23 protein-coding genes are annotated in these 24,107 nt (G+C 36.1%); 16 read left to right on the top strand and 7 right to left on the bottom strand.

What is annotated here, in order from left to right; translation table 11 throughout:
* Window positions 1-127 precede the first annotated feature (127 nt).
* The 6 genes from M2265_RS15065 (at window position 128) to M2265_RS15090 (ending at window position 5,374) form a co-directional block, all read left to right on the top strand.
* Window positions 128-1,681 (top strand): bifunctional response regulator/alkaline phosphatase family protein, encoded by a 1,554-nt coding sequence (locus M2265_RS15065; RefSeq protein ID WP_021191867.1) that lies wholly within the window; start codon window positions 128-130, stop codon window positions 1,679-1,681.
* A 13-nt stretch (window positions 1,682-1,694) separates the two neighbouring features.
* Entirely contained in the window at window positions 1,695-2,105 is a 411-nt protein-coding gene (gene tsaE / locus M2265_RS15070) for a tRNA (adenosine(37)-N6)-threonylcarbamoyltransferase complex ATPase subunit type 1 TsaE (protein WP_021191868.1), read from the top strand.
* Window positions 2,106-2,259: 154 nt separating this feature from the next.
* Window positions 2,260-2,712 carry a sigma-70 family RNA polymerase sigma factor gene (locus M2265_RS15075; RefSeq protein WP_231577178.1) on the top strand — a complete coding sequence of 151 codons (453 nt, stop codon included), beginning with the start codon at window positions 2,260-2,262 and terminating at the stop codon, window positions 2,710-2,712.
* Entirely contained in the window at window positions 2,709-3,446 is a 738-nt protein-coding gene (locus M2265_RS15080; RefSeq protein WP_132771623.1) for a hypothetical protein, read from the top strand. The genes M2265_RS15075 and M2265_RS15080 overlap by 4 nt, the downstream gene beginning before the upstream one ends.
* Window positions 3,447-3,468: 22 nt before the next feature.
* Window positions 3,469-4,263 carry an outer membrane beta-barrel protein gene (locus M2265_RS15085; RefSeq protein WP_021191871.1) on the top strand — a complete coding sequence of 265 codons (795 nt, stop codon included), beginning with the start codon at window positions 3,469-3,471 and terminating at the stop codon, window positions 4,261-4,263.
* A 70-nt stretch (window positions 4,264-4,333) separates the two neighbouring features.
* Window positions 4,334-5,374 carry an ABC transporter ATP-binding protein gene (locus M2265_RS15090; protein ID WP_243655462.1) on the top strand — a complete coding sequence of 347 codons (1,041 nt, stop codon included), beginning with the start codon at window positions 4,334-4,336 and terminating at the stop codon, window positions 5,372-5,374.
* Here the strand turns inward: M2265_RS15090 and M2265_RS15095 are convergent.
* From M2265_RS15095 to M2265_RS15105, 3 genes are read right to left on the bottom strand one after another with little or no spacing between them, the layout of a single operon-like run.
* Window positions 5,364-5,879: a TlpA family protein disulfide reductase gene (locus M2265_RS15095; protein ID WP_132771625.1), complete on the bottom strand. Its 516-nt coding sequence runs from the start codon at window positions 5,877-5,879 to the stop codon at window positions 5,364-5,366. The two genes, M2265_RS15090 and M2265_RS15095, sit on opposite strands and share 11 nt — an antisense overlap.
* Window positions 5,880-5,891: 12 nt before the next feature.
* On the bottom strand, window positions 5,892-6,743 hold the full coding sequence (locus M2265_RS15100; RefSeq protein WP_132771626.1) for an alpha/beta hydrolase: 852 nt from the start codon (window positions 6,741-6,743) through the stop codon (window positions 5,892-5,894).
* Between the two features lie 3 nt (window positions 6,744-6,746).
* Window positions 6,747-7,958, bottom strand: a complete 1,212-nt coding sequence (locus M2265_RS15105) for an alanine dehydrogenase (RefSeq protein ID WP_021191874.1) — start codon at window positions 7,956-7,958, stop codon at window positions 6,747-6,749.
* A 128-nt stretch (window positions 7,959-8,086) separates the two neighbouring features.
* On the opposite strand from M2265_RS15105, the gene M2265_RS15110 reads away from it, so the two are divergent.
* From M2265_RS15110 to ytxJ, 5 genes are all read left to right on the top strand, one after another.
* Complete coding sequence (locus tag M2265_RS15110) at window positions 8,087-10,012, top strand: polysaccharide biosynthesis protein (protein ID WP_132771627.1); 1,926 nt, start codon at window positions 8,087-8,089, stop codon at window positions 10,010-10,012.
* Between the two features lie 79 nt (window positions 10,013-10,091).
* Window positions 10,092-10,769 carry a tetratricopeptide repeat protein gene (locus M2265_RS15115; RefSeq protein ID WP_132771628.1) on the top strand — a complete coding sequence of 226 codons (678 nt, stop codon included), beginning with the start codon at window positions 10,092-10,094 and terminating at the stop codon, window positions 10,767-10,769.
* A gap of 238 nt (window positions 10,770-11,007) precedes the next feature.
* On the top strand, window positions 11,008-11,496 hold the full coding sequence (gene ribH, locus M2265_RS15120; protein WP_021191877.1) for a 6,7-dimethyl-8-ribityllumazine synthase: 489 nt from the start codon (window positions 11,008-11,010) through the stop codon (window positions 11,494-11,496).
* Between the two features lie 200 nt (window positions 11,497-11,696).
* Window positions 11,697-12,440, top strand: coding sequence for a hypothetical protein (locus tag M2265_RS15125; protein WP_132771629.1), 744 nt, complete (start codon window positions 11,697-11,699; stop codon window positions 12,438-12,440).
* 1 nt (window position 12,441) lies between these two features.
* Complete coding sequence (gene ytxJ / locus M2265_RS15130) at window positions 12,442-12,774, top strand: bacillithiol system redox-active protein YtxJ (RefSeq protein WP_132771630.1); 333 nt, start codon at window positions 12,442-12,444, stop codon at window positions 12,772-12,774.
* Between the two features lie 38 nt (window positions 12,775-12,812).
* On the opposite strand, the gene M2265_RS15135 is transcribed toward ytxJ, so the two are convergent.
* Complete coding sequence (locus M2265_RS15135; protein WP_021191880.1) at window positions 12,813-13,226, bottom strand: RNA-binding S4 domain-containing protein; 414 nt, start codon at window positions 13,224-13,226, stop codon at window positions 12,813-12,815.
* Window positions 13,227-13,341: 115 nt separating this feature from the next.
* Between M2265_RS15135 and M2265_RS15140 the strand changes: the two genes are divergently transcribed.
* The 4 genes from M2265_RS15140 to folP all read left to right on the top strand — a co-directional run bounded on the left by M2265_RS15140 (window position 13,342) and on the right by folP (window position 16,117).
* Complete coding sequence (locus tag M2265_RS15140; protein WP_132771631.1) at window positions 13,342-14,160, top strand: 2,3,4,5-tetrahydropyridine-2,6-dicarboxylate N-succinyltransferase; 819 nt, start codon at window positions 13,342-13,344, stop codon at window positions 14,158-14,160.
* A gap of 20 nt (window positions 14,161-14,180) precedes the next feature.
* Entirely contained in the window at window positions 14,181-14,759 is a 579-nt protein-coding gene (locus M2265_RS15145; RefSeq protein WP_132771632.1) for an L-threonylcarbamoyladenylate synthase, read from the top strand.
* A gap of 7 nt (window positions 14,760-14,766) precedes the next feature.
* The gene (locus tag M2265_RS15150; RefSeq protein ID WP_132771633.1) at window positions 14,767-15,174 is read left to right on the top strand and encodes a DUF4920 domain-containing protein; all 408 of its coding nucleotides are present in this window, start codon (window positions 14,767-14,769) and stop codon (window positions 15,172-15,174) included.
* Between the two features lie 97 nt (window positions 15,175-15,271).
* The gene (gene folP, locus M2265_RS15155; RefSeq protein ID WP_132771634.1) at window positions 15,272-16,117 is read left to right on the top strand and encodes a dihydropteroate synthase; all 846 of its coding nucleotides are present in this window, start codon (window positions 15,272-15,274) and stop codon (window positions 16,115-16,117) included.
* Window positions 16,118-16,184: 67 nt separating this feature from the next.
* On the opposite strand, the gene M2265_RS15160 is transcribed toward folP, so the two are convergent.
* On the bottom strand, window positions 16,185-17,486 hold the full coding sequence (locus M2265_RS15160; protein WP_132771635.1) for a UDP-N-acetylmuramoyl-tripeptide--D-alanyl-D-alanine ligase: 1,302 nt from the start codon (window positions 17,484-17,486) through the stop codon (window positions 16,185-16,187).
* A 596-nt stretch (window positions 17,487-18,082) separates the two neighbouring features.
* On the opposite strand from M2265_RS15160, the gene M2265_RS15165 reads away from it, so the two are divergent.
* Window positions 18,083-19,519 carry an MFS transporter gene (locus M2265_RS15165; RefSeq protein WP_132771636.1) on the top strand — a complete coding sequence of 479 codons (1,437 nt, stop codon included), beginning with the start codon at window positions 18,083-18,085 and terminating at the stop codon, window positions 19,517-19,519.
* 370 nt (window positions 19,520-19,889) lie between these two features.
* Here the strand turns inward: M2265_RS15165 and M2265_RS15170 are convergent, their stop codons facing one another.
* Window positions 19,890-22,289 carry a TonB-dependent receptor domain-containing protein gene (locus tag M2265_RS15170; protein WP_237682854.1) on the bottom strand — a complete coding sequence of 800 codons (2,400 nt, stop codon included), beginning with the start codon at window positions 22,287-22,289 and terminating at the stop codon, window positions 19,890-19,892.
* 123 nt (window positions 22,290-22,412) lie between these two features.
* Window positions 22,413-24,101, bottom strand: coding sequence for a PspC domain-containing protein (locus tag M2265_RS15175; RefSeq protein ID WP_132771638.1), 1,689 nt, complete (start codon window positions 24,099-24,101; stop codon window positions 22,413-22,415).
* Window positions 24,102-24,107: the final 6 nt, after the last annotated feature.

Genomic DNA, 24,107 nt, shown 5'->3' on the forward strand with positions numbered 1-24,107 from the left:
GCTCCTTTTTTATTTAAGTTCGTATAGTTTAAATGAAAATATCAAAAAAAAGTGATTATTACTCCAGCTACCTAAACACTAAAACAATTGGAATTTAATCGATTTTGATTATAGCAAATATTACAATATGCAAAAAACACATATACTTTGGGCTGATGATGAAATTGATTTTTTAAAACCTCATATACTCTTATTAGAAGAAAGAGGCTATAAAGTCAAAACAGTAAATAATGGAAATGATGCGGTGGATGCTTTTAAAGAAGGTGTTTTCGACCTAGTATTTTTAGATGAAAATATGCCGGGTTTAACAGGTTTAGAGACATTAGCAATCTTAAAATCCATTAATCCTACCGTACCTACTGTACTGGTCACAAAAAATGAAGAAGAACATGTCATGGAGGATGCCATAGGCTCTAAAATTGACGATTATCTTATAAAACCCGTTAATCCGAAGCAAATTCTCCTGACTATCAAAAAACTGACGGAAAACAAGAGACTTGTTAACGAGAAAACATCGATGGCATATCAACAGGACTTTAGAAACCTTGGTATGGTATTAAATGATGATCTGAATTATCAACAATGGTCCGAGGCATATAAAAAGCTGATCTATTGGGAGCTTTCGCTAGAGAAACTTGAAGATGCGGGCATGCATGAAATCTTGACAATGCAAAAATCGGAAGCAAATGTTCAATTCTGCAAATTTATAGAAAAGAACTACTTGAATTGGATGAAAGCTCCAGATCAAGCTCCAATACTTTCGCATCAATTATTTAAGAAAAAGGTATTTCCGCAATTAACGGAAGATAAACCTACATTTTTCTTTTTAATTGACAATTTGCGTTACGATCAATGGAAAGTGATCAACGAAGTAATCACCGATTATTTTAGACTAGAGGAAGAAGATACTTACTACAGTATTTTACCGACCGCGACGCAATATGCCCGAAATGCGATTTTCAGTGGACTGACGCCTTTAGAAATGGAAAAGCGATTTCCAAAAATGTGGCAAAACGATGAAGATGAAGGTGGTAAAAATTTATATGAAGACAAATTTTTAGAAGACCAAATCCAGCGTGTCTACCGGAAGCCTATAAAACACTCCTATACAAAGGTCTTAACCTTAGATCAGGGGAAAGATGTCGTGGACAATCTGAGCAATTTAATCCAGAACAATCTGAATATATTAGTCTACAACTTTGTCGATATGCTTTCGCATGCAAGAACAGATATGGCTATGATTCGCGAATTGGCAAACAATGAAGCGGCTTACCGTTCTTTAACCCTTTCATGGTTTGAACACTCGCCCTTATTTGAAGCCTTGAAATGGCTGTCCCAGCGTAATGTTCGAGTGATCATCACAACAGATCATGGAACAATTAAAGTAAAAAAACCGAGCAAGATTGTTGGTGACCGTAATACAAATACCAATTTACGCTATAAACAGGGTAAGAATCTAAATTTTATTGACAAGGACGTGTTCTTAATTAAGAATCCACATGACGCTCAATTACCAAAGTTGCACATGAGCTCCTGCTTTGTCTTTGCAAAAGAGGATTCATACTTTGTATACCCAAACAATTACAATCAATTTGTCAATTATTTTAATGAAACTTTTCAGCATGGGGGTATTTCATTGGAAGAAATGATTATTCCTTTCGCTACTTATACTTCCAAATAAGTAATTTTGCAGCATGATAATCGAAGTAAATCAACTTTCAGAATTAGATCATGCTGCAGAACTACTTTTAAAGTCTTTTCCTGATGATCGTGTATTTCTCTTTTACGGTCATATGGGTGCGGGAAAAACAACCTTTATAAAAGCACTTTGCAAAGCTTTGCAAGTACAAGACAACACCTCAAGTCCCACATTTTCAATTGTAAATGAATATAGCACACCACAGGGCACAATTTTTCATTTCGACTTTTACAGAATAAAAGAAGAAGAAGAGGCCTATGACTTTGGCTATGAGGATTATTTTTATTCTGGAAATTATTGTTTTATCGAATGGCCGAATAAAATCCCAAACTTACTGCCTGATGATGCAAAAACAATTGAAATTGAGATTACATCACCTACAAGTCGAAAAATAATTATAAAATAGTTGCGCCCCATGCAACCTTTCCTAAATATCTTACGTCTTCCTAATATAAACTGATTAAATTTTGGAAAACGTAAGTATAGATTCAACATGGAAAAAATGTCTCACTGGAGATAGAAAAGCTCAGTACCATCTATATCAATTTTTTTCTAAAAAAATGTTTGTTGTTTGCTTACGCTATGCAAAAGACAGCGTAGAAGCGGAGGATATACTGCAAATCGGATTTGTAAAAGTCTTCACTAAAGGACACCTGTTTTCAGAAAATGGGTCTCTCGAAGGCTGGATACGAAGAATTATGGTCAATACGGCTATTGAAATACAGCGAAAAAACAAAATTGTTTATGTAGAGTCTCTCGATAACGACATTATCCATGAAATTCCGAATAACAACGCTACCGATCAGATACATTACAAAGATTTAATGTCAATCGTTCATCAATTACCCATTGGTTACCGTACAGTCTTTAATCTCTATGCTGTAGAAGGCTATACACACAAAGAAATTGCCGAAATGCTCAACATAAGTGAGGGAAATTCAAAATCACAGTTATCAAGAGCAAGGCAGTGGCTGAAAACAAGATTATTAAAAATTGAGGCATTTACGTTATGAAAAATGAAGAAATCGACAAATTATTCCGCGATCATATTGACAAACTTGATATACAGCCTAGCGCTGATATCTGGAATAAAATAGAAGCGGATCTTGATGAACAGAAAATTGTACCAATCAAGAAAAAAATAAAGTGGTTAAAACCGCTTGTTAGCATCGCCGCGACCCTCATTTGTATTGGGATTTTTAGTCTATTGGTCATGAAGCAGTCAGCAAGCACCGTGGAAACCACAAACATTGTTAATCGGAAAAAAGATACAGCTACCCAAAAAGAACAAAAGGAGCCAGTAGAAGATTTGATAGAAACTAAAGAAGAGCCTGTCCGATTTGCCGTCAAAACTGTACCCGAAAAAACTCAGGATACGCAAACTGATTATCAAATAAAATCAATGCCACCGAAAATTGCACAGATCAATGAAGCGGTAGCGCTTAAAAAACTAAAAATAACAGCAGAACAACCGATGCTAGTAGTTGTGGATTCACAAGCACAAATAGCACATGCAATGGAATACATCCCGATCAAACCCATTATTGAAAACCCGGACGAAGAAGAAAGTATGATGGCTTCAACCAGCGAAAGCAAACAGAATGTTGTTACTAAGGTGCTCAACATTTTGAGCAAAACCATCAATCAAGGGAATGGTTCAGAAGTTCAGTTCAGCAATGATGACGAGGGAACATTACAGATTGATCTACTTAATAGTTTCGTTAAAAATAAAAAAAGAAAAAAGTAAAACCTAAATAAACTCTTTCCATATGAAAAAATATTTTCTATCGTTCGCAATCATCGGTATCCTAACATCCTGCCTTCTAGTAAAAGCATATGCACAACAGGACAGCACTAAAAAAATTAATATTTCAACAAGCATTTTAGGCAAAGAAGACAGTGATAAAATTGATGACAAAAACACACCTGCTGTTTCAAAATATCCAAAAATATTTGGTGGCATCACTTTTTCTCGCATAGATTGGGGATTTTCAAGGTTAATTAATGATGGTAGCTTTACATTAAATGAGAATAACGAATTTTTAGAATATAAAAAAGCTTCAAACTTTGGTTTCGATATTGCTCAATTTGGCCTTAGGTTCAATGATCGATTCAAAACGTATATATCGACAGGTTTTGAATGGAACTATCTGAGGTTGAAACATAATGTTTTGCTGGATCAGGACGCTACTCCTTTGGACTATTCCTACCCGGATGACATCACTTACAAGAAGAATGTATTTACATCAACATACCTACGTGTTCCGTTAACATTTGAGTTCAGAAGTAAAAGGTTTAAAAATGGTGAGCGTGCGAAACTTGCTGTCGGCGCAATGACCGGAATTTTAATAAAAGGTAGTCAACGTTTAAAAAGTAATGAACAAGGCAGCCAAAAATTTAAAGATAATTACAATTTGGCCAGCTTCCAGTATGGTGCCTTTGCGCGACTCGGATATGATTCAATGGGCGTTTTTGTCAAATATTATTTCAATGATATGTTCGAAAATAGTCCTGATCAACAGGGTTTAAATAATTTTACTTTTGGCCTGACGCTAGGTTTTTAGGGTAGAATAATATTAAAATGCTTAATTTTAAGCCGAATTATAACATTCGGCTTTTTTTATTTTGCAAAATATGTCACAATCTTCTTGTCAGTATGTTCCCTTTGATAAAGAGGTCCTTGGACTTCCTTACATCCATCTTGAAAATCTTAGTTTTTCATTTTTAGAAAATTCGGAAAGTTTAGCCGTACAGCAAGCAAATATAGGAATCCAAGAAGGTAAAATCACGGCTATTATCGGAGAATCCGGCAGTGGGAAAAGTACATTACTTCGTCTCATCTATGGTCTATTAGAGCCATTAACCGGTGAAGTTCGTTACAAAGGCTGGTTAGTTCCAACAAGAAAAGATAAACTAATCCCAGGGCATCAAGACATGAAGCTGGTTTCCCAGGGTTTTGATGACTTAAACACATTTGCCAATGTTTGGGATAATGTCGCTTCCCAATTGCCAAATACAAATATCGAAGCCAAACAAACAAAAACTGCTGCAATCCTAAAAAGACTGCGGATTGATCATCTTGCAAAGAAAAGAATTGCTGACATCAGCGGTGGAGAAAAACAACGTGTTGCGATCTGCAGAGCATTGGTAAATGATCCACAAGTACTATTGATGGATGAACCCTTCAATCAGGTTGATGCCTCTTTCAGAGACACATTGCAACAAGACATCAAACAAATTGTGGTCGAGACAGGCCTTACGATCATACTTGTTTCCCATGATCCGACAGAAGTATTGGCACTGGCCGACGATCTTATTGTAATGAAAGATGGTAAGATATTGGATCAAGGCCATCCACGGGAACTTTACGAAAGACCAACTAATCCATACACAGCACTTTTATTAGCTAAAAGCAATATTCTGAGTAGCACAGATGCGAAATTGCTTCAAATACAAAGTGATACAACCGTCATCATTCATCAAGAATGGGTATCTATAACGGCATCGGAGACAACGCATGATTTCACATTAACCGATATCCGCTTTAGAGGTTTTTATTATGAATTAGTAATTACAAATCATGCCTTACAACTACATGCCATCAGTACGACTCCTGTTTCAATCCAAATAGGACAACCTGTAACCGTCAAGATCGCGCAATATATCAGTCTTTAAGTAAAAGACGATCAATAAGAGCAATCAATTGATCAAACTCTTTTTTCTCATACCCAAGGGACTGGTAAATAACATTGCCCTGGGCATCGAGTACGACATTGCGTGGAATACCTTGGTCTGCAAATAAACCAAATACATTTCTTTTCAAGTCTGGATAAAATGGTAGGGAATATTTGTGTTCGGCAACAAAGGGATCAATTTTATTCCAATCCTGCTCACGCGCCAGTACCATTAATTCAAATTTGGGGTTATCTTTATATTTTTCCCATATTTCCTTCTGCAAGCGAGGCAATTCCTCTCGACATGGAGGGCACCAGGTTGCGAAGAAATTAAGCAACACTACTTTTCCTTTCAGATCGGAACTGGCAATAGAAGTTCCATCTTTCTTGGGAACTTCAAATGCAGGACTTGCTGCATTAAGAGGCACTTTCCATCCTCCATCAGAGGTTTGTGCTTCGGCTATTAAAAACAAAAAACTAAAAATAAGACCTAAAATATGTTTCATTTCAATAATATGTTATAAATGATTTACCCAATCTACAAAACTATCTAACCAAGCTACTGAACTTGTCTTATTAATCAAACCAAAACCGTGTCCCCCCTCCTCATAAGTCAATAGCTTATTTTTAACATGAGCTTTATCCAGTGCTTTGATCATCACATAACTGTTTTCAATCGGAACCGCTTTATCATCCTTTGCGTGAACAAAAAATACAGGACAAAGATCTGAGGTCACATGCTGTTCAGATGAAAATTTGGCAATCTGCTCTGGAGATGGATTCTCTCCGAGAAGGTTGATTCTAGAACCATTGTGCGTAATAGCGTCAGTCATGGAGATAACGGGATAAATCAATCCGGCAAAATCGGGCGCTAAAGATAACTGTGACGGATTAGCAATGAAACCACGTTTTGAACTGATAAGCAAAGTAGATGCAAGGTGCCCTCCTGCTGAAAAACCGATAACTCCGACTTTATGCAATAAAGGAAAACCACTGCGGATGTACTGCATGGCACGCTGCGCATCTTGTATTGGTCCAATGCTCTTATCGACCATGATATTGGGCGAAGGTAATCGATATTTAAGAACAAAAGCCGTAAAACCAGCTTTGTTCAACTCTTTTGCAACATCATGTCCTTCATGATCCATAGCAATATGTGCATAGCCACCGCCTGGAATAATCAACACACCCATACCCTTATCTAAAGCTGCATTTGGCTTGTAAACAAATATTTCTGGAATATTTCGATTGTATCTGGCCGTATCTGTATTGATAGAATTTGGGATCTTGTCATTATATAAGGCAAACTTTTCTTGCGCTGTTGCTTGAAAAACAACTGAAAAAAGAATAATCATTAAAGTAAGTTTCATGAATTACAAATTGGTCACTATAATTAAATCCAAATCTTTGGCTGTCATTTCAAATTTTGAAGCAATATCCTTATTGGTCAATATTCCCTGGTATAAGTAGGTTGCACTTCTAATTCCTGCACTTTTCCAAATGACATTTTTGACACCTCCCTGCTCAGCAATATCAAGTAGTATTGGTGTAAAAATATTTGTTAATGCATAGGTTGCAGATCTCGCCACCCGAGAAGCAATATTAGGGACACAATAATGAATGACATCATATTTTCTAAAGGTCGGTGTATCATGTGATGTGATATTTGAAGTTTCAAAACATCCCCCTTGATCAATGCTTACATCTATAATAACAGAATTAGGTTTCATTTCTGAAACCGTTTCTTCAGAAATGACACAAGGAGTTCTCCCATTTTTTGAGCGTAAAGCACCGATGACCACGTCGCAGGTTTTCACAGCTTTGTTCAAAATTGTAGGTTGGATAATAGAAGTGTATACGCGACTTCCTAGATTATTTTGGAGACGTCTTAATTTATAAATGGAATTATCAAAAACTTTCACTTGTGCACCCAGTGCAATAGCTGTCCTTGCCGCATATTCTCCAACTGTTCCGGCACCTATAATGACCATTTCTGTCGGCGGAACACCTGTAATACCTCCCAACATTAAGCCTTTACCACCAAAACTATTACTTAAATATTCAGAAGCGATTAAAGTTGAAGTAGCACCAACAATTTCTCCCATTGCTCGGACTACTGCCAAACAGCCCCCTTCATCGCGCAGATATTCGAAAGATAAAGCAGTAATTTTTTTTTGAATAAGTGCTCTCAGAACAGGTAGCTCTAATAATGAAGGCTGTAGTGAAGACATCAATATCTGATTTTGCTTCATCATTCCTACTTCCTCAAAAGTTGGTGCGCATATTTTCACAATACAATCCGCTTGATAAACTTCCTCAGCAGATGAGACAATACGAGCACCTTGTTCACTGTAATGATGATCCAAAAAATTAGATCCTAAACCGGCACCAGTTTCCATAATAACTTCATGGCCATTTTCTACCAAAAGACCGACTGACAGTGGTGTCAAACAAATCCTTCTCTCCTGAAATGCAATTTCCTTGGGTATACCAATAAACAATCTTTTTTCCCTAGAAGCAGTCGCTGATAAAGTCTCTTGTGGCTGTATCATTGCTTGACTTGCCAATTTACTTAAGTCACTCATTTATTTTCATGCATTACTTTTTAAATTTACTACTTTTATTTAAGCTAAGCAAAAGAAATTAAGCACTTATATGCCTACCTGTTTAGAAAAAAAGTTACATTTGTCCAACTAAGCACTAAAACAAAACTATGTTTAATAAACTTAATATTGTTCCACGTTGGATTATTTTTGTATTAGATATCTTTACGGCAATATTTGCCTTTACCTTGGCAAATATCATCTATTACAGTTTTGATTTTGCTTTCATAAATACATCTGAATTTGCGATCAGACTGATTTATGCAATGGGTGTCACAGCAACTTCCTTTTATTTATTTAAGATGCACACGGGCATTATACGCTATACCAGTGCTGTTGATTCCATTCGAATTCTTACAGCAATTGTATTCGCAGTACTTGTTTTCTTCGTTATCAAAACGGTATTACTCGCAACTGGAGATCAACACACTCTACCTGGCTCACTCATTATTTTATATGCCTTATTTTGTTTCTTATTGCTCACGACATACCGAACATTTATTAAAATATTCTTTGTTTATACAAAAAATATAAGAAGTGACAGACGCAATACGTTGATCTACGGCGCTGGCGACCTTGGTATTGCCGTTAAAAGAACGTTAGATCACGATACACGTTCCAAAAATGCCATTGTCGGTTATCTAGATGACAATGAACAAAAAATCGGAAAAGTAATTGATGGAATTAAAATTTTTGACCCGAAGAAACTAGGACAGGTTATTATCAATCTGAACATTGAAGAGGTCATCATTGCTTCTCACAATATCCCCTTAGAATCTAAAAATGATATCATTGACATCTGCCTTGAGAAGAAGGTGACCATATTGACTTTACCTTCTGTCAAGAAAATCATGAATGGGGAGTTAAATCCAAATCAGATTCAAAAAATAAAAATTGAAGACCTCCTTGAACGAGCTCCAATAAAGATAAGCAATGACAACATTTTAAATCAGTTAAAAGGCAAGCGTGTTCTGGTAACCGGTGCTGCTGGTTCTATTGGAAGTGAAATCGCGAGGCAGTTGGGCAAATTTGAACCACAGATGATTATTTTGTGCGATCAAGCAGAATCACCTTTGCATAACTTACAGCTGGATTTACAGGACGAGTTTCCATTACAGGTTTATCATTCATTTATTGGTGACGTACGTAGTATTGACCGTATGAAGCTCATGTTTGAAACTTTCAAACCGCATTATGTTTATCATGCTGCAGCTTACAAGCATGTTCCGATGATGGAGAACCATCCTTTAGAGGCAGTACACACAAATGTTGTTGGCACTAAAAATATCGCAAATCTTGCTGTTGAATATGGTGCGGAAAAATTCGTGTTTGTGTCAACAGACAAAGCGGTAAACCCGACAAATATTATGGGTGCAACGAAAAGGATTGCTGAGATATATGTCCAATCCTTCAACCACTTTTTACAAAGTAATGAGCATGTCAATGCTAAAACCAAGTTTATTACGACGCGCTTTGGTAATGTATTAGGCTCAAATGGATCTGTTATACCACGTTTTCGAGATCAAATTGAAAAAGGAGGTCCCGTAACCGTTACACATCCCGAAATAACGAGGTATTTTATGACAATTCCAGAGGCCTGCCAATTGGTATTAGAGGCTGGATCGATGGGAGAAGGTGGTGAGATTTTCGTTTTTGACATGGGCAAATCTGTTAAAATCATCGAATTAGCGAATAAAATGATCAAACTTTCTGGTTTTATTCCAAATCAAGATATCGAAATTAAGTTCACAGGCTTACGTCCCGGAGAAAAACTTTACGAGGAGCTTCTGAATGATTTAGAGAACACAATGCCAACGCATCATAAAAAAATTATGATTGCAAAAGTTCGGGAAAACGATTTTCAACAGGTTAATCATCACCTTGAGAACTTAGTAACCGGTATTAAACAGCAAAATAAGCATAATGTTGTTTTAGAAATGAAAAGGATTGTGCCAGAATTTAAAAGCCAAAATTCAATCTACGAACAGATAGATAAAGAAATTGAGGCAGAGAAAGACTTAATTAATAGAGTTTAACGTTTATTATAATTACAAAAGCTTGCATATTTACCGTAAAATTGTATTTTTGCAATCTATATTTTTTCATTGAATCATAATGTCTAAAAATCAAAACCAAAATAACGCTGGACAAGCGAATAAACCTTCACAAGGTTCATCTTTTCAGGACAATCAAAAAAGCATCACTTTTATCGTCGGTGGTATTTTTGTGTTAATTATATTGTATTTTGGATATCAAAAACTTTATCTACAACCGAGAGCTGAGAAAGCAGCGAACGAAATATTTAAAGCTGAAGAATATGCTGCAATAGATTCATTACAAAATCGCGCTATTGAAGGAGACGGTTCTTTTGCAGGATTTAAAGAAATTTCAGATGAATATTCAAATACAAAATCTGCAAACATTGCAAATGCATACCTAGGTGGCTTATATTTACGTCAAGGAAAGTATAATGAAGCGATCGAAGCTTTAGAAAATTATTCGGCAACCGGAAGTCCAATTCTAGACCCATTGGTTACTGGATTGAAAGGTGACGTACATTCAGAATTGAAAGATTATAAGAAAGCAGCTGGATTTTACAAAGAAGCAGCTGATAAATCGGCTAACTCTTATACTACTCCATTATTTTTGAAAAAATTAGGTTTAGTTTACGAAGCTCAGAATGAGTTCAAGCAAGCTGAAGAAACGTATAAAAAAATAAAGACTGATTTCCCTGAAAGTCAAGAAGCAGCTATGATCGATGGTCTTATCGGCCGTGTTCAAGCGCATTTGTAGAATTGACTCAAATACATAAAAAAAAAGGTTGCCCAAAAAGGCAGCCTTTTTTTTATGCTATATATTTCTCATATGAGCTATTATGACAGCTAAAATACGGTGCAATAACATCACTCCAATTATAATTGAAATAACTACAAAGCATTTCCTGGAAACAATTCCCAATGCATAAATTTACGTTGATATGAGCGCAATTATATTGTGTTTCTAAGCAAATTTATCTAAGTTTGTTCTACATATGGCAAGTAGTATTAAAAATTTATCGGACTTTTCACACATTACAGTTGCAAACGCAAATCCTTTTAAATTTGGAATTGTTGTTGCACAATGGAATGCGGAAATAACTGGGGCTCTTTTAAATGGTGCAATTTCTGGTCTAGAAAAGCATGGAGCACAAGAAGAAAATATAAAAATCATCGAAGTACCGGGTAGTTTTGAATTAATAACGGGTGCAGATATTTTGTTACGCGATGATTCATTTGATGCAATCATTTGCTTAGGCTGTGTGATTCAAGGAGAAACACGTCATTTTGATTTCATCTGTGACGCGGTTGCCAATGGCATCAGTAACGTCGCATTAAAATACAACAAGCCTGTTATTTTTGGGGTATTGACAACTGACAATCAACAGCAAGCATTGGACAGAGCGGGTGGCAAGCATGGGAATAAAGGTGAAGAAGCAGCAATCACTGCTATTCAGATGGCACATATTAGTGCGCAGTATTAATATGTCTTTTTTTTAATTAAAAAAAACAAGAGCTCTAAACACGAGAGCCAGACAAAAGCTATTCAGATCAAAACTTGGCTAGCGAAATGCAAACAAGAATAAGATAATATTGTTATCACTATAGTATTTGATCGACTTCAGTGTCTTGTATAAGATATTGAAGTCGATTTTATCTTTTATAAAGATCTATATTTTATATAATGAAGACTATACTAAAAATTGCTTTCTTATACATCATCATGCAAATGAATGCTGTCTTGGGAATAGCACAAGAAAGTAATATACAAATGAAGCTGGAATCCTCCATAGGAGGAATTGAAAACTGGCAGAATACTAAATTTCTCTTATTCTCCTGCACAGGGAATGATAATGCGAATCTGCTTAACAGCTCTTCCGACAGATCATTATTATGGAATAGAGAAACTGGAGAATGCCGCTTTGAAGGACAATCAACAAAAAATGAGAAGCTGGTTTATTTATTCAATTTCAAACGCAAGCAGCCCCTTAAACTCTTTGTTAATGCTGTTGAGATTAAAACCATAGAGACGGCTCTGCAACGCGACATTCAGCAACAGGTCAATGAAGACCTAAAGCTCTTGTTATTGCCACTAATAACAGAATTAAAAGGTATAAACTTCACTGATATAAAAGTAAAACTTTTGAATAATGAGAAATTGTTGAGCATGTTTGTTAGCTATGATGGGAGTTTCTATGACGGTCCTATAAAAGGAAATTTACTCATCAATGAAAATACGGGTGAGATAAAAGCTTTTGAAAACACCATAAGTATGGTCAATTATCAGGTTGATCAATATAAAGATGCAGGTTCTGGCCTAAAGCTTCCAACTTCGTTTATCGCACTAAACAATAAAAAGAAAAGCTGTACATTTACAACTGTTTCTACATTCGAACACGTAGAAGCTTCAAAATTTACTGAATTATAATATGATTAACTGGATTCCTCTTAATAGTTTAGACCAACTACAGGAAATATTGGGTAGTGAGCAGGTCACTGCAATTTTTAAACACAGTACTACCTGTGGCATTAGCGGTATGGCGAAGAAAAACTTTGAACGCTTTGCTAATTTAACAGATAAGTCTTACGATGTTTATTATTTAGATTTATTAGCTTTCCGAGAAATTTCGAATCAGATTGCTTCCATTTGGCATATCGAACATCAGTCGCCGCAGCTCTTGATTATAAAAGGCAAAGCATGCCTTTTCAATGCATCGCACGGAGATATTGATTTCGATGATCTTGTCACTTATATAAAATAGAAAAAGCTACTAAGTAGCTTTTTCTATTTTATATGTATTTATTTACTTTGTCCATCATCTTCCCACCAATCTTCTTTCAAATCATCAATCTCACGACGGTCTCTTTTAGTGGGTCTGCCAGCTCCCCGATCTCGAGTTAAAATTGGAGCATGGAATGCCGATTTATAAGCGGTTGTCTCCTCTTCCGGAGTTTGATCTTCATAAAACTGTACGGCCGTCTTCGCATCAACTCTTCTTTCAAGAAGTCCTAGAACTTTTACGATCTTACGTTCGATTCCTTTTTGAACCTGATAGATATCCCCTACTTTAACAACGTAGGAAGGCTTAATATTCTGCCCGTTCAATTTTACCCGCCCAGCCTTACAGGCCTCGGTAGCCAGACTACGTGTTTTAAAAAGACGTATTGACCACAAATATTTATCGATTCGAAGTTTTTCAGTTTCTGTTGCCATTTGTACAAAAATAGTCATATTGACTTAAAATCTGCTCATTATCCATTATAAATTGAACAAATTTTAACATATTTGTCTTCAATAAAAAGAACTGATAATTTTTGAATTATAAAAGATGCCTGAACAATTAAAAAAACTTATCGAAGATGCCTGGGAGGATAGACAACTTCTAGAATATAAAGAATATGCGGAAGCAATTCGTACTGTGATCTTAAAACTTGATGCTGGTGAATTGAGAGTCGCTGAGCCAATCGGTACGAGATGGCATGTTAATGACTGGATTAAAAAAGCTGTAATCTTATACTTCCCGATCCGTGAAATGAGTGAGTCTTCTGCAGGTCCATTCGTTTACTACGATAAAATGAAATTAAAGACGAACTACAAAGAAATTGGTGTTCGTGTTGTACCTGGAGCATCTGCTCGTTTAGGTGCATATCTAGCTAAAGGTGTAATTTTGATGCCTTCGTATGTCAATATCGGAGCATATGTTGGTGAAGGCACTATGGTCGATACTTGGGCTACTGTGGGTTCTTGTGCACAGATTGGCAAAAATGTTCACTTAAGTGGCGGTGTAGGTATTGGTGGTGTATTAGAGCCGGTACAAGCTGCTCCGGTTATTATCGAAGACAATGTTTTTGTTGGTTCTAGAGCAATCGTTGTAGAAGGTATCCGTGTTGAAACTGAGGCTGTTTTAGGTGCTAATGTGGTATTAACGGCATCCACTAAAATTATTGATGTATCGGGCCCTGAGCCAGTGGAATACAAAGGTTATGTACCTGCTCGTTCGGTTGTTATCCCTGGTTCTTACACCAAAAAATTCCCTGCTGGTGAATATCAAGTTCCTTGTGCACTTATCATTGGTAAACGTAAAGAGTCTACAGACAAGAAAACATCTTTAAATGATGCTTTACGTGATCACAACGTAGCTGTATAATTTCCTAATTAAAATAAAAAATGAGTCAATTTGTAGATAGAAACGATATTAATCAAGCTTTAGAAGTTCTCAAAAATGGCGGTTTGATTTTATACCCAACAGATACGATCTGGGGTATTGGTTGCGATGCCACAAATCCTGAGGCTGTGGAGAAGGTTTTTCAGTTAAAAGGAAGAGCAAAGGAAAAAAGCCTTATTATTCTACTACATAATGACAATCAATTGGCAAGTTACGTTACTGAAATTCCAGAAGTAGCTTACCAATTGATTGAATACACAGAGAAACCATTAACTATCGTGTACTCTGGAGCTAAAAACTTAGCTCCAAATGTTATAGCAGAAGATGGTTCAATCGGAATTCGTATTGTTAATCACGACTTTTGTCAACAGCTTTTACAACGTTTTAGAAAACCGTTGGTATCTACCTCTGCGAATATTAGTGGCGAAGATTCGCCAAAATGTTTTGATGATATCTCTGAAGAGATTAAAAATCAAGTGGATTATGTTGTTCAGTTTGGACAACATACTAAAAGTGACGGGAAGTCATCAAGTGTGATGAAGTTAGATCCTAGCGGGAAGTTTGAATTTCTACGAAAATAAGATCAGTATGAAAAAATTACTATTACTTGTTGCTTTAGCCTTTGGTATTTCTTGGAACGGCCAAGCTCAACAAAAAGAAATTACTCCTGCAGAAATTGGTGTACAATATGGTAAAAAAGTGGATAAGTCTAATGCTATTACAGTTGACAAACTTGAAAAATCATTAGAAAAATCACCTAAATTCACCGGTAAAGTCACTGGAAAAGTTATTCAGGTCTGCACCAAAAAAGGGTGCTTCTTGACACTTCAAAGAACGGGTGACAAAGAGCCTATTACAGTACGCTTTACTGATTACAGTTATTTTGTACCTGCTGATTTAGTTGGTAAAAATGTGATTGTAGATGGTTATGCCAAAGTAAAAGATACGACAAACGAAATCACTTTTGTTGCTGATGGCGTATTAGTTGTTAAATAGATCGTTTAATAAATTAAAGGAGGTCATTTTCATTAACGAAAATTGACCTCTTTTTAATTTTAGCATTTATTAAATAAGCTTGATACATTTGTACAAGATGAAAATGATCAAAACTACCCCTGCGCAATCCATCAATTTAAAAGGTCGCATCATGACATTTGACCGTCCCGTCATCATGGGAATTTTAAATGTTACTCCGGACTCCTTTTTTGATGGTGGGCAAAATAATAAGAATATTGAACAAATACTGATCAAGACTCAGGCCCTTTTAGATGCTGGAGCCGACATCATTGATATCGGTGCATATTCCTCTCGACCTGGAGCCACGTTAATTACTTCACAGGAGGAACTAGATCGAGCACTACCTGCTGTCCACGCTATTTCAAACACATTTCCTGATGCGATACTTTCAATAGATACATTCCGTGCCGATGTTGCTGCGGCCTGCGTACATGCCGGCGTACATATGATCAATGACGTCTCCGGAGGTACAATTGATCCGGAAATGTTCCCGACAGTTGCAAAATTGCAAGTGCCTTATATCTTGATGCACATGCGTGGCATTCCCGAAAATATGCAACAATTAACTGCCTATCAGGATATCGTCACAGATGTCGCTACATTTTTTGGTGAGAAGATTGCTACATTAAGAAAATTGGGCGTCAAAGATATTATACTGGATCCGGGTTATGGTTTTGCAAAAACAATTGAACAAAACTACGAGTTGCTATATCGGGTAGATGAACTTCACTATTATGGGCTTCCTATACTTGGTGGTATATCCCGAAAGTCAATGATCTATAAAAAACTTGGTCTAACTCCACAAGAAGCGCTAAATGGAACAACAGTTCTCAATACACTTCTCCTGACTAAGGGTGTACAGTTACTTCGTGTGCATGATGTAAACGAAGCCAAACAGATTGTCGATCTATTATTTCAATAGTAAATTGATTAGAAAATAAAAAGGAGCCGATCAGCTCCTTTTTATTTTCTAATATCTTTTCAAAAATCTATAAAACATCCATCAGCTTTTCAAAAGCCATTCCACGGGATGCTTTCAGTAATATTGTTGCATGCGAAATCGGATTGCTCAATAAAGCGGCTTTCGCATCACTTGTTGTTTCGAAAAATTCTCCACCTACATCTTGATGCTCATAAAATGCTTTACCGACAAAGATCAAACGCGCTCCAGAAATGGTTTTCGCTAGTTCCACCACTTTTTTATGCTCATAAGAAGATTCTTCACCTAATTCAAACATATCTCCCAGTATAACAACTTTATGAGTAGCCTCAATGATACGCATATTTGTTAATGCCGCTTCCATACTCGTTGCATTAGCATTATAATAATCACAGATCACTGTATTACGATCTGTCTTTGTTATCTGAGAACGGTTATTTGTTGGTTTATATTCTGAAATAGCGTTATTAATAAGGGTAAGAGGCACATGAAAATAATGTCCAAGAGCTATCGCTGCCAAAAAATTCTCCGTATTATAAGAACCTGCTAACTGCGTATCGGCATGAAAGATCTCTTCAGATTGTTGAAGATGCCATTCAATCTGTAATAATGGATCTGCTTTAATCAGCCTTCCAATAATAGCATTTGACTCGGAAAAACCATATTTAACTACTTTATTAATATGCCGTTGCTCTGCCATTTCTTTAAGAAAAGGATTATCTCCCTGTAAAAATAACGTTCCTTGATTAGCTTCCAACCAGTCATAGAGTTCACCTTTTGTTTTCTTTACCCCTTCAAAGGAACCAAATCCCTCTAAGTGTGCTTTACCTACATTTGAAATCAGACCATGAGTGGGTTCGGCAATCCTGCATAAAAAATCAATTTCACCAATATGATTAGCTCCCATTTCGATGATTGCAATTTCAATATCATCGTCTATCGCCAACAAAGTCAATGGAACACCAATATGATTATTTAAATTTCCTTTTGTAGCATAAGTTTTATATTTTTTGGACAGAACGGCATGCAGCAACTCTTTCGTCGTTGTCTTACCATTAGTGCCCGTTACACCAATAAAAGGAATATTCAATTGTTTACGATGAACATGTGCTAACGCTTGGAGAGTTTCTAAAGCATCTTCTACAAGTATAAATCGATCATCTTTTTTATATTTCTCTTCGTCAATGACGACATAAGCGGCACCCGAAATCAAGGCTTGCTCCGCAAATTCATTTCCATTGAAATTTGATCCCTTTAAAGCAAAAAAAATCGAATCAGGTAGAATATTTCGTGTATCCGTGGATACACTGGGGTGTTGTTTGAATAAGTTATACAGTGCTTGCAGTTCCATTCTTAAAAACTTTTACTTGATTACCTCAATAGTAGCAATCATCAAACAAATATAATAATTTAGAGTTCTATAAATAAGCACAAAAATTTCAAATAATCCTTAATCCCAATCAACGTAGGCTATTGAGCTAATTGCAGCATAAACATGCGCATACTCAAAAGATGGAGATCCAAATAATTACATATATGAGTATTGTGGGACTATTTTGGAAATTAATGGGAATGTCAACTGATTCCTTATAATTTATGCTGATATAACAGTGAAAATGAGGATGTACGAAATGATCCAGATGGATTGACACAATTATAGTACGCAACCGTAAGACAACAGCTGATCATGCTTCCTGTTTTTACCATTAGGCACAAAATGCTGGTATAAATCTAATCAATCTCTGAAAACGTTTGCGTAAAAATAAGATGCTGATTTTGCTCTACCTATTATTATAAGCATTAACTTTAAAATATATCTATTATAATTCTTCGACACATACAGCACTGATCCAGTTGCATAAAGATGATCATATAGATTCATAAAGTTACAGTAACAACAAACTTATATTTCTATTATCAAAATAGAAAGAATAGAGTAAACCAAATATGAACAATAATAAACCAACAAAGTACCGCTGGAGTGTTTGTGCTCTCCTATTTTTTGCCACCACTATAAATTATTTAGATAGACAAGTCTTATCCTTAACATGGAAAGATTTTATAAGCCCTGAATTTCATTGGACAAACAATGACTACGGTAATATAACAGCACTTTTCTCAATCTTTTATGCCGTAAGTATGCTCTTTGCAGGTCGGTTTGTCGATTGGATGGATACAAAAAAAGGCTTTCTTTGGGCGATCGGCATTTGGTCAGTTGGTGCTATTATTCATGCTTTTTGTGGTATCGCTACTGCGGGCCAGTTAACAGGTAACTGGTTTCTAAATTTTGAGGAGTCTAAAGCAGTAATTGGAACAATTAATGATGTCGGTTTAGTAATCAGTACGAGTGTTACCCTATTTATTTTTGCCCGCTTTGTATTAGCAATAGGTGAAGCTGGAAACTTTCCTGCCGCCATAAAGGCAACTGCAGAGTACTTTCCAAAAAAGGACCGGGCTTTAGCGACCAGTATATTTAATGCCGGTGCGACTATTGGTGCACTGGTGGCTCCCATCACGATCCCAACCATTGCAAAGTATTATGGATGGGAAATGTCTTTTATTATTATTGGTGCTTTGGGTTTTGTATGGATGGGATTTTGGGTATTCATGTACAAAAAACCAGAAGAGCACCCTAAGGTTAATGAAAGTGAGCTGCGCTATATTCTACAGGATTCAGCTCATCATACCGAAGAACAAAAATCTAATGAGAAATTAAAAGTATCTTTTTTGGAGTGTTTTAAACATAGACAAACTTGGGCTTTTGCCTTTGGAAAATTTATGACAGACGGTGTCTGGTGGTTTTTCCTATTTTGGATGCCTGCCTATTTAAGTGCTGTTTATAATATAAAATCATCTGATACAGAAGGACAATTAGCAATTTTTGTTTTATACATCATTACTTTATTCTCAATCTACGGAGGTTATCTTCCGACCCTATTTGTCGAAAAAAAGGGCATGAATCCGTATGAAGGTCGAATGAAAGCGATGTTAATTTTCGCATTTATTCCTTTGATCGTTTTATTTGCACAGCCCTTAGGTTATATCTCCTATTGGGTTCCTGTCATTTTTATTGGAATTGCTGGTGCTGCACACCAATCCTGGTCTGCAAATATCTTTTCTACTGTTGGAGACATGTTTCCGAAAAAAGCTATTGCCACTATTACCGGTATCGGAGGATTAGCAGGAGGCTTAGGAGCCTTTATTATTAATAAAATATCAGGTGTTCTTTTTGACTATGCTAAAGAAACTCAACTGAAATTCATGGGATTTGAAGGTGAACCAGCTGGATATTTCATTATCTTCTCATTTTGTGCGGTCGCTTATCTTATTGCGTGGGCAGGAATGAAAGCATTAGTTCCTAAAATGAAAATTGTAGAATTATAACAAATAACACAAACAGTGGAATCAACCTTGAGAGATACTCCGTAAATTCAATATTAGCATATTATTTACAGGAGGGATAGAATATCCCTCCTGTATTTTTTTCAATCTGAAATAAGTCTACCAACACGAACTCCCTACATATCTTAAATTGACCATGTATCAAGCACACATCAGCTCATTAATTTTCTCTCAAAATAGCAGCAAGCCATCTTATATTTACCCTAACTTATATTTAATAGCGAGATAGAATAGTGAGATTATCCGAATACTGTTGTAAACAGGTATCATCTGAGTGATGATATTGCAAAAAAAAACCGCAAGTATTTTCATACTTACGGTCAACATATTACATAAACATTGAAACTATCTATTATTGGGCACGCTGTTTTTCTTCATTATCTGTGCTCTTCTTCTTACTCACATTTTTCAAATTTCCAAACTTATAAGAGTAGGTTAAACGTGCCACTCTTCGGTCCTGATTCTGTCGAATCTTTGTATTGAAAGATGAGAAATTCGTTGATAGGTTTTGATTACTTGTATTAAAGACATCGGAGACTGCGAGTTTAAGCGAACTTCTTTTGTCTTTAAAGTTTTTAGTAAAGCCAATTTGTGCATCCCAACGACTTTCCAATTTATAAATGTTATAAGTAAAAGGTGAAAAGTAGCGTAGATTCATCTCTGCAGACAATGAAGGTGACAGCTTAAATGTACTCATTGAATTCACCTGAAAAAGGAAACTTGAATTGTTAACCACCGCTCCTGCAATAGCTCCATCAAAATTCATATATACAGCCGTGATATTGTTGTAGGAAGACCAGAACTTTGCAATCTGAACTGGCATACTTAAATTCAAAAATGCCGAATTATTTTTCCCTAGATTTTCACGCGTTACCCAAGTTGTTTTCTTAATTGAATCTTGGCCCATACTTTCCACGATAGCATCGGTCTGCGCATTGTAACCTAATGTAACCGTATATTTCTTATATAAAGTATAATTCAAATTCAACTCATTTGCATACTGTGGATTTAAGTAAGGATTACCACGCTCAGAAGTGTACTTATCGATAAAGTAATCAAAAGGATTAAGTTGACGATAATTAGGTCTTGTGATTTTACGTGAATATCCCAAAGAGAAAATATGGTTTTCATGCGCATCGTAACTCAAATTAGCTGATGGGAATAGATCAAAGTAATTACGTTTAACCTGTTTATTTTCTGTAATGGAGTGTCCATCAGACAGGGTATATTCCCCTCTTAAACCGGCCTTAATACCCCATTTACCGATCTGGTTATCATAATCAAAGTAACCTGCGGCAATTTGCTCTTTATAAACAAAATGATTTGATCTATTGACGATATTTGTCCAGACATTATCCAGTTGCTCTTCAAACAGAAGATTATTATCAGATTTCACATTTGAATACTTCACGCCGGTTTCTATATTCGAGGTTTTATTCAGCGGTTGATTATAATCCAGTTTTGCGACGTATATATCAATTCCTATTGGCATCTCACTTCGCAATAGTTCTGGATCACGTATCAATTGATCGTTTTGATTAAACAATCTATTATCATAATCAGCCTTTTTACTATTTTTGAATTTACTCCAATCTAAATCCAGTACCAATTTTTTACCTGTCGAGTCGATCTTAAACTCATTATTGAAATTAAGTGAATAACGATTAAAACCCTCTTTGAACTGTGTCATAGAGATCAACGTCGAATCAATTGTCGTTAAAGGTCCAATGAGAGATTTACTATCGTTATCATTAAGCTCCACATTATTGCTTCCGTTAAATTGTAAAGACATCACATTCCGATCGGAAGTTTTCTGCTCTATGCCAAATTTGTATGTATGCGTACGATCTTTAATATGCAGATTTGATTTTTGATCAAATAAAGTCTCGATGCCGTCATTAGAAATGATACGCTCTATATTTAGTCTGTTGACATATTTATCATCACTATAAGAATAAGATCCAAAATAGGTTGTATTATTCTTTTTGTAATTTAAAGATAAGGCCGAATTACCTCTAAACTTCTGTCCTAATCCTGCTGTGGCAGAGAAATTACCATTAAATCCCTCCATCTTATTTTTTTTCATCACGATATTGATCGTTCCCACAGCACCTTCTGCATCGTCCCTCGCACTACGTGATTTGATTACTTCAACAGATTTGATCTGATTTCCATCAGTACTTTTCAAAAGCGTAGTCAATTGTTCTCCAGTCATATAAGTTTGTCGGCCGTCGATAGTAACCTTTACTCCAGACTGCCCCATTAACTGCAGATTATTGTCGTTGTCCAAACTAACTCCAGGAGCGCGCTGTACGATATCGAGTCCATTATTACCCGCAGCTAAAGGCGAATTCTCGACATTTAAAATCAATTTCCCTTGTTTATTTTCGACTAATGGCCTCTTGCCTTCGATCGTCACCTCAGCTAAGGCATTTGTACTGGGACTCAATTTCAAATCTGCAAGCTGTTGCTGTGTTTTATTAAAAGCAATAACTGCAGATCGGGATACACTGTACCCGATCATTCTTGCTTCCACATAATAAGATCCTGCAGCAACATTTTCAAAAGCATATTGCCCATCTTCTTTCGTAATTGCTGTTTTTAAGATAATATCATTAGTACTATTGATCAGATAGGCTGTAACTGCGCCCATAGGTTCATTTTTTTCATTTACGATCTTACCCGATATTCCAATAGCAGCCCAAAGCAGTTGGCTACTGATTGCAAATAAGATTGTTAATATTAGTTTCATTTTCATTGTATTGTTTAGGTTGTTATATTCAAAATAGGTGTAATGAATAATTAGTATGCGGTTATCGTATAATGTTACAGTTTGCGAGTTTTATTAAAATAATAGGTGCTTAGCACCTATTATTTATTTTTTCTTTCCTTTTGTTTCAACCACCACACCAGTAGGAGAAATACTGATAATGGTATCTTTTCTGATAACTGCTGTGTCTACAGTTATCACATTTTCGTCCGTCACATCATCCGATTCAGTTTCAGGTTCAGATTTTTCAGGAAGAGCACATTTCAAACCCAAATTTGTCATCACCCATTCCGTTTCTTTGATATCATGATTTTCATAACGATCATAGCATTCCCAGTAAGATATATCGGCATAATTGCGCTCTAAATCCCTGTTCAGCATTACTTTTGCACCAACAGGAAGGTAGATCGTAACATTCACTTTTTGATCTCTATATAATTCTTTCTCACCTAATTTAAAGTGGCTATCAAAAATAATGTTCGCGCTATCCTGAACGGCTTTATAATTGATTGCAGACGCACGTTTAGTTGCCAAATTATAATTAGCTCCTTTTGCCGAATACTCATATTTGATATAAGGCATTTGCGTTGAATCTACCCTTTCAAATCGAATTCGGATATCATCCTGAAGATATTCGGATAAGTTAGTACCTCTGATTTTTAGATTTGAACGGCCGTGATCTCCATTTATTTTGATGACACGAACATCACGGGCATTGATACGATAGATAGATCTTGGAGCCAAAGGTTTTTCTTCTACGATCATACTTTCTTCTCTAAAATCTTTAGCCACCGAACCTGCATAATAAATAATGCTACCTAAAGAAATTAACCAGACTAGAAATAAAGAAGTCGTTAAGTAATTATTCATCGGCTTGCGGTCAAACAACAAGCGAATAATGAGGTAAAATAAACCTGCAAATGGAATTGCAATTGCCAAGAATGCTGCCGTTAATGCCCATGGAGCCTGCTGAGGATCGATCAAATTTAACGGTTCAATAATCCCTCGGTCCGTTACGCCTGCTATACCCAAGCTAAAAAAGATCAAGGCAATTAACAGCGATATTAAGCTTAAGCCTATTGAAAAAGCAACGATCAGACCGATCACTTTTGCAAAGATTTTAATGATCTCTCCAAATGCTGTTCCAGCATTTTCTACACCTCTATTGAATGTGTTGCCGGCACCAGAGAAATTCTCTTTTAGACCGCTCAATTCCTCTTCAAAACTTCGTTTAAAATTCTGGATATTAGGCGACTCTCCGCGCATTTCCATACGATCTGCTCTGGTAATTGCGATTGGCATTACAATCCACAAGATAATATACACCAGAAATCCTGAACCGAAGATTACAACGAATAACACAAATAAAAGTCTAATCCATCGAGCCTCTATGCCAAAATAATGTCCCAGACCACTACACACACCACTGATTACCTTATCTTCTGGATCACGCATCAACTTTTTACCCGTACGAAAAGTGCTGTATGCCTGATTTGTTTTTTGATCTGAATACTGTTGATCCGTATCGTTGATCTCAAAATCACTCACACTTCCCATCTGTGCGATGACGGCATTGACATCATCCATATTCAGTACTTCTTTGATTCCAAGTTGAATCTTCTCTGTAAACATCTCTGCAATACGATTTTCGATATCTTCCAAAATCTCTTTGCTGTCTTCCGAACTTCCGAAATGCTTTTTAATATCAATCATATAATTGCGCAACACATCATATGCGTCCTCTTCTATATGAAAAACGATACTATTTATATTGATAATTATAGTCTTGTTCATGGTATT

The sequence above is a fragment of the Sphingobacterium kitahiroshimense genome, assembly GCF_025961315.1.
Taxonomy (GTDB): Bacteria; Bacteroidota; Bacteroidia; order Sphingobacteriales; family Sphingobacteriaceae; genus Sphingobacterium; species Sphingobacterium anhuiense.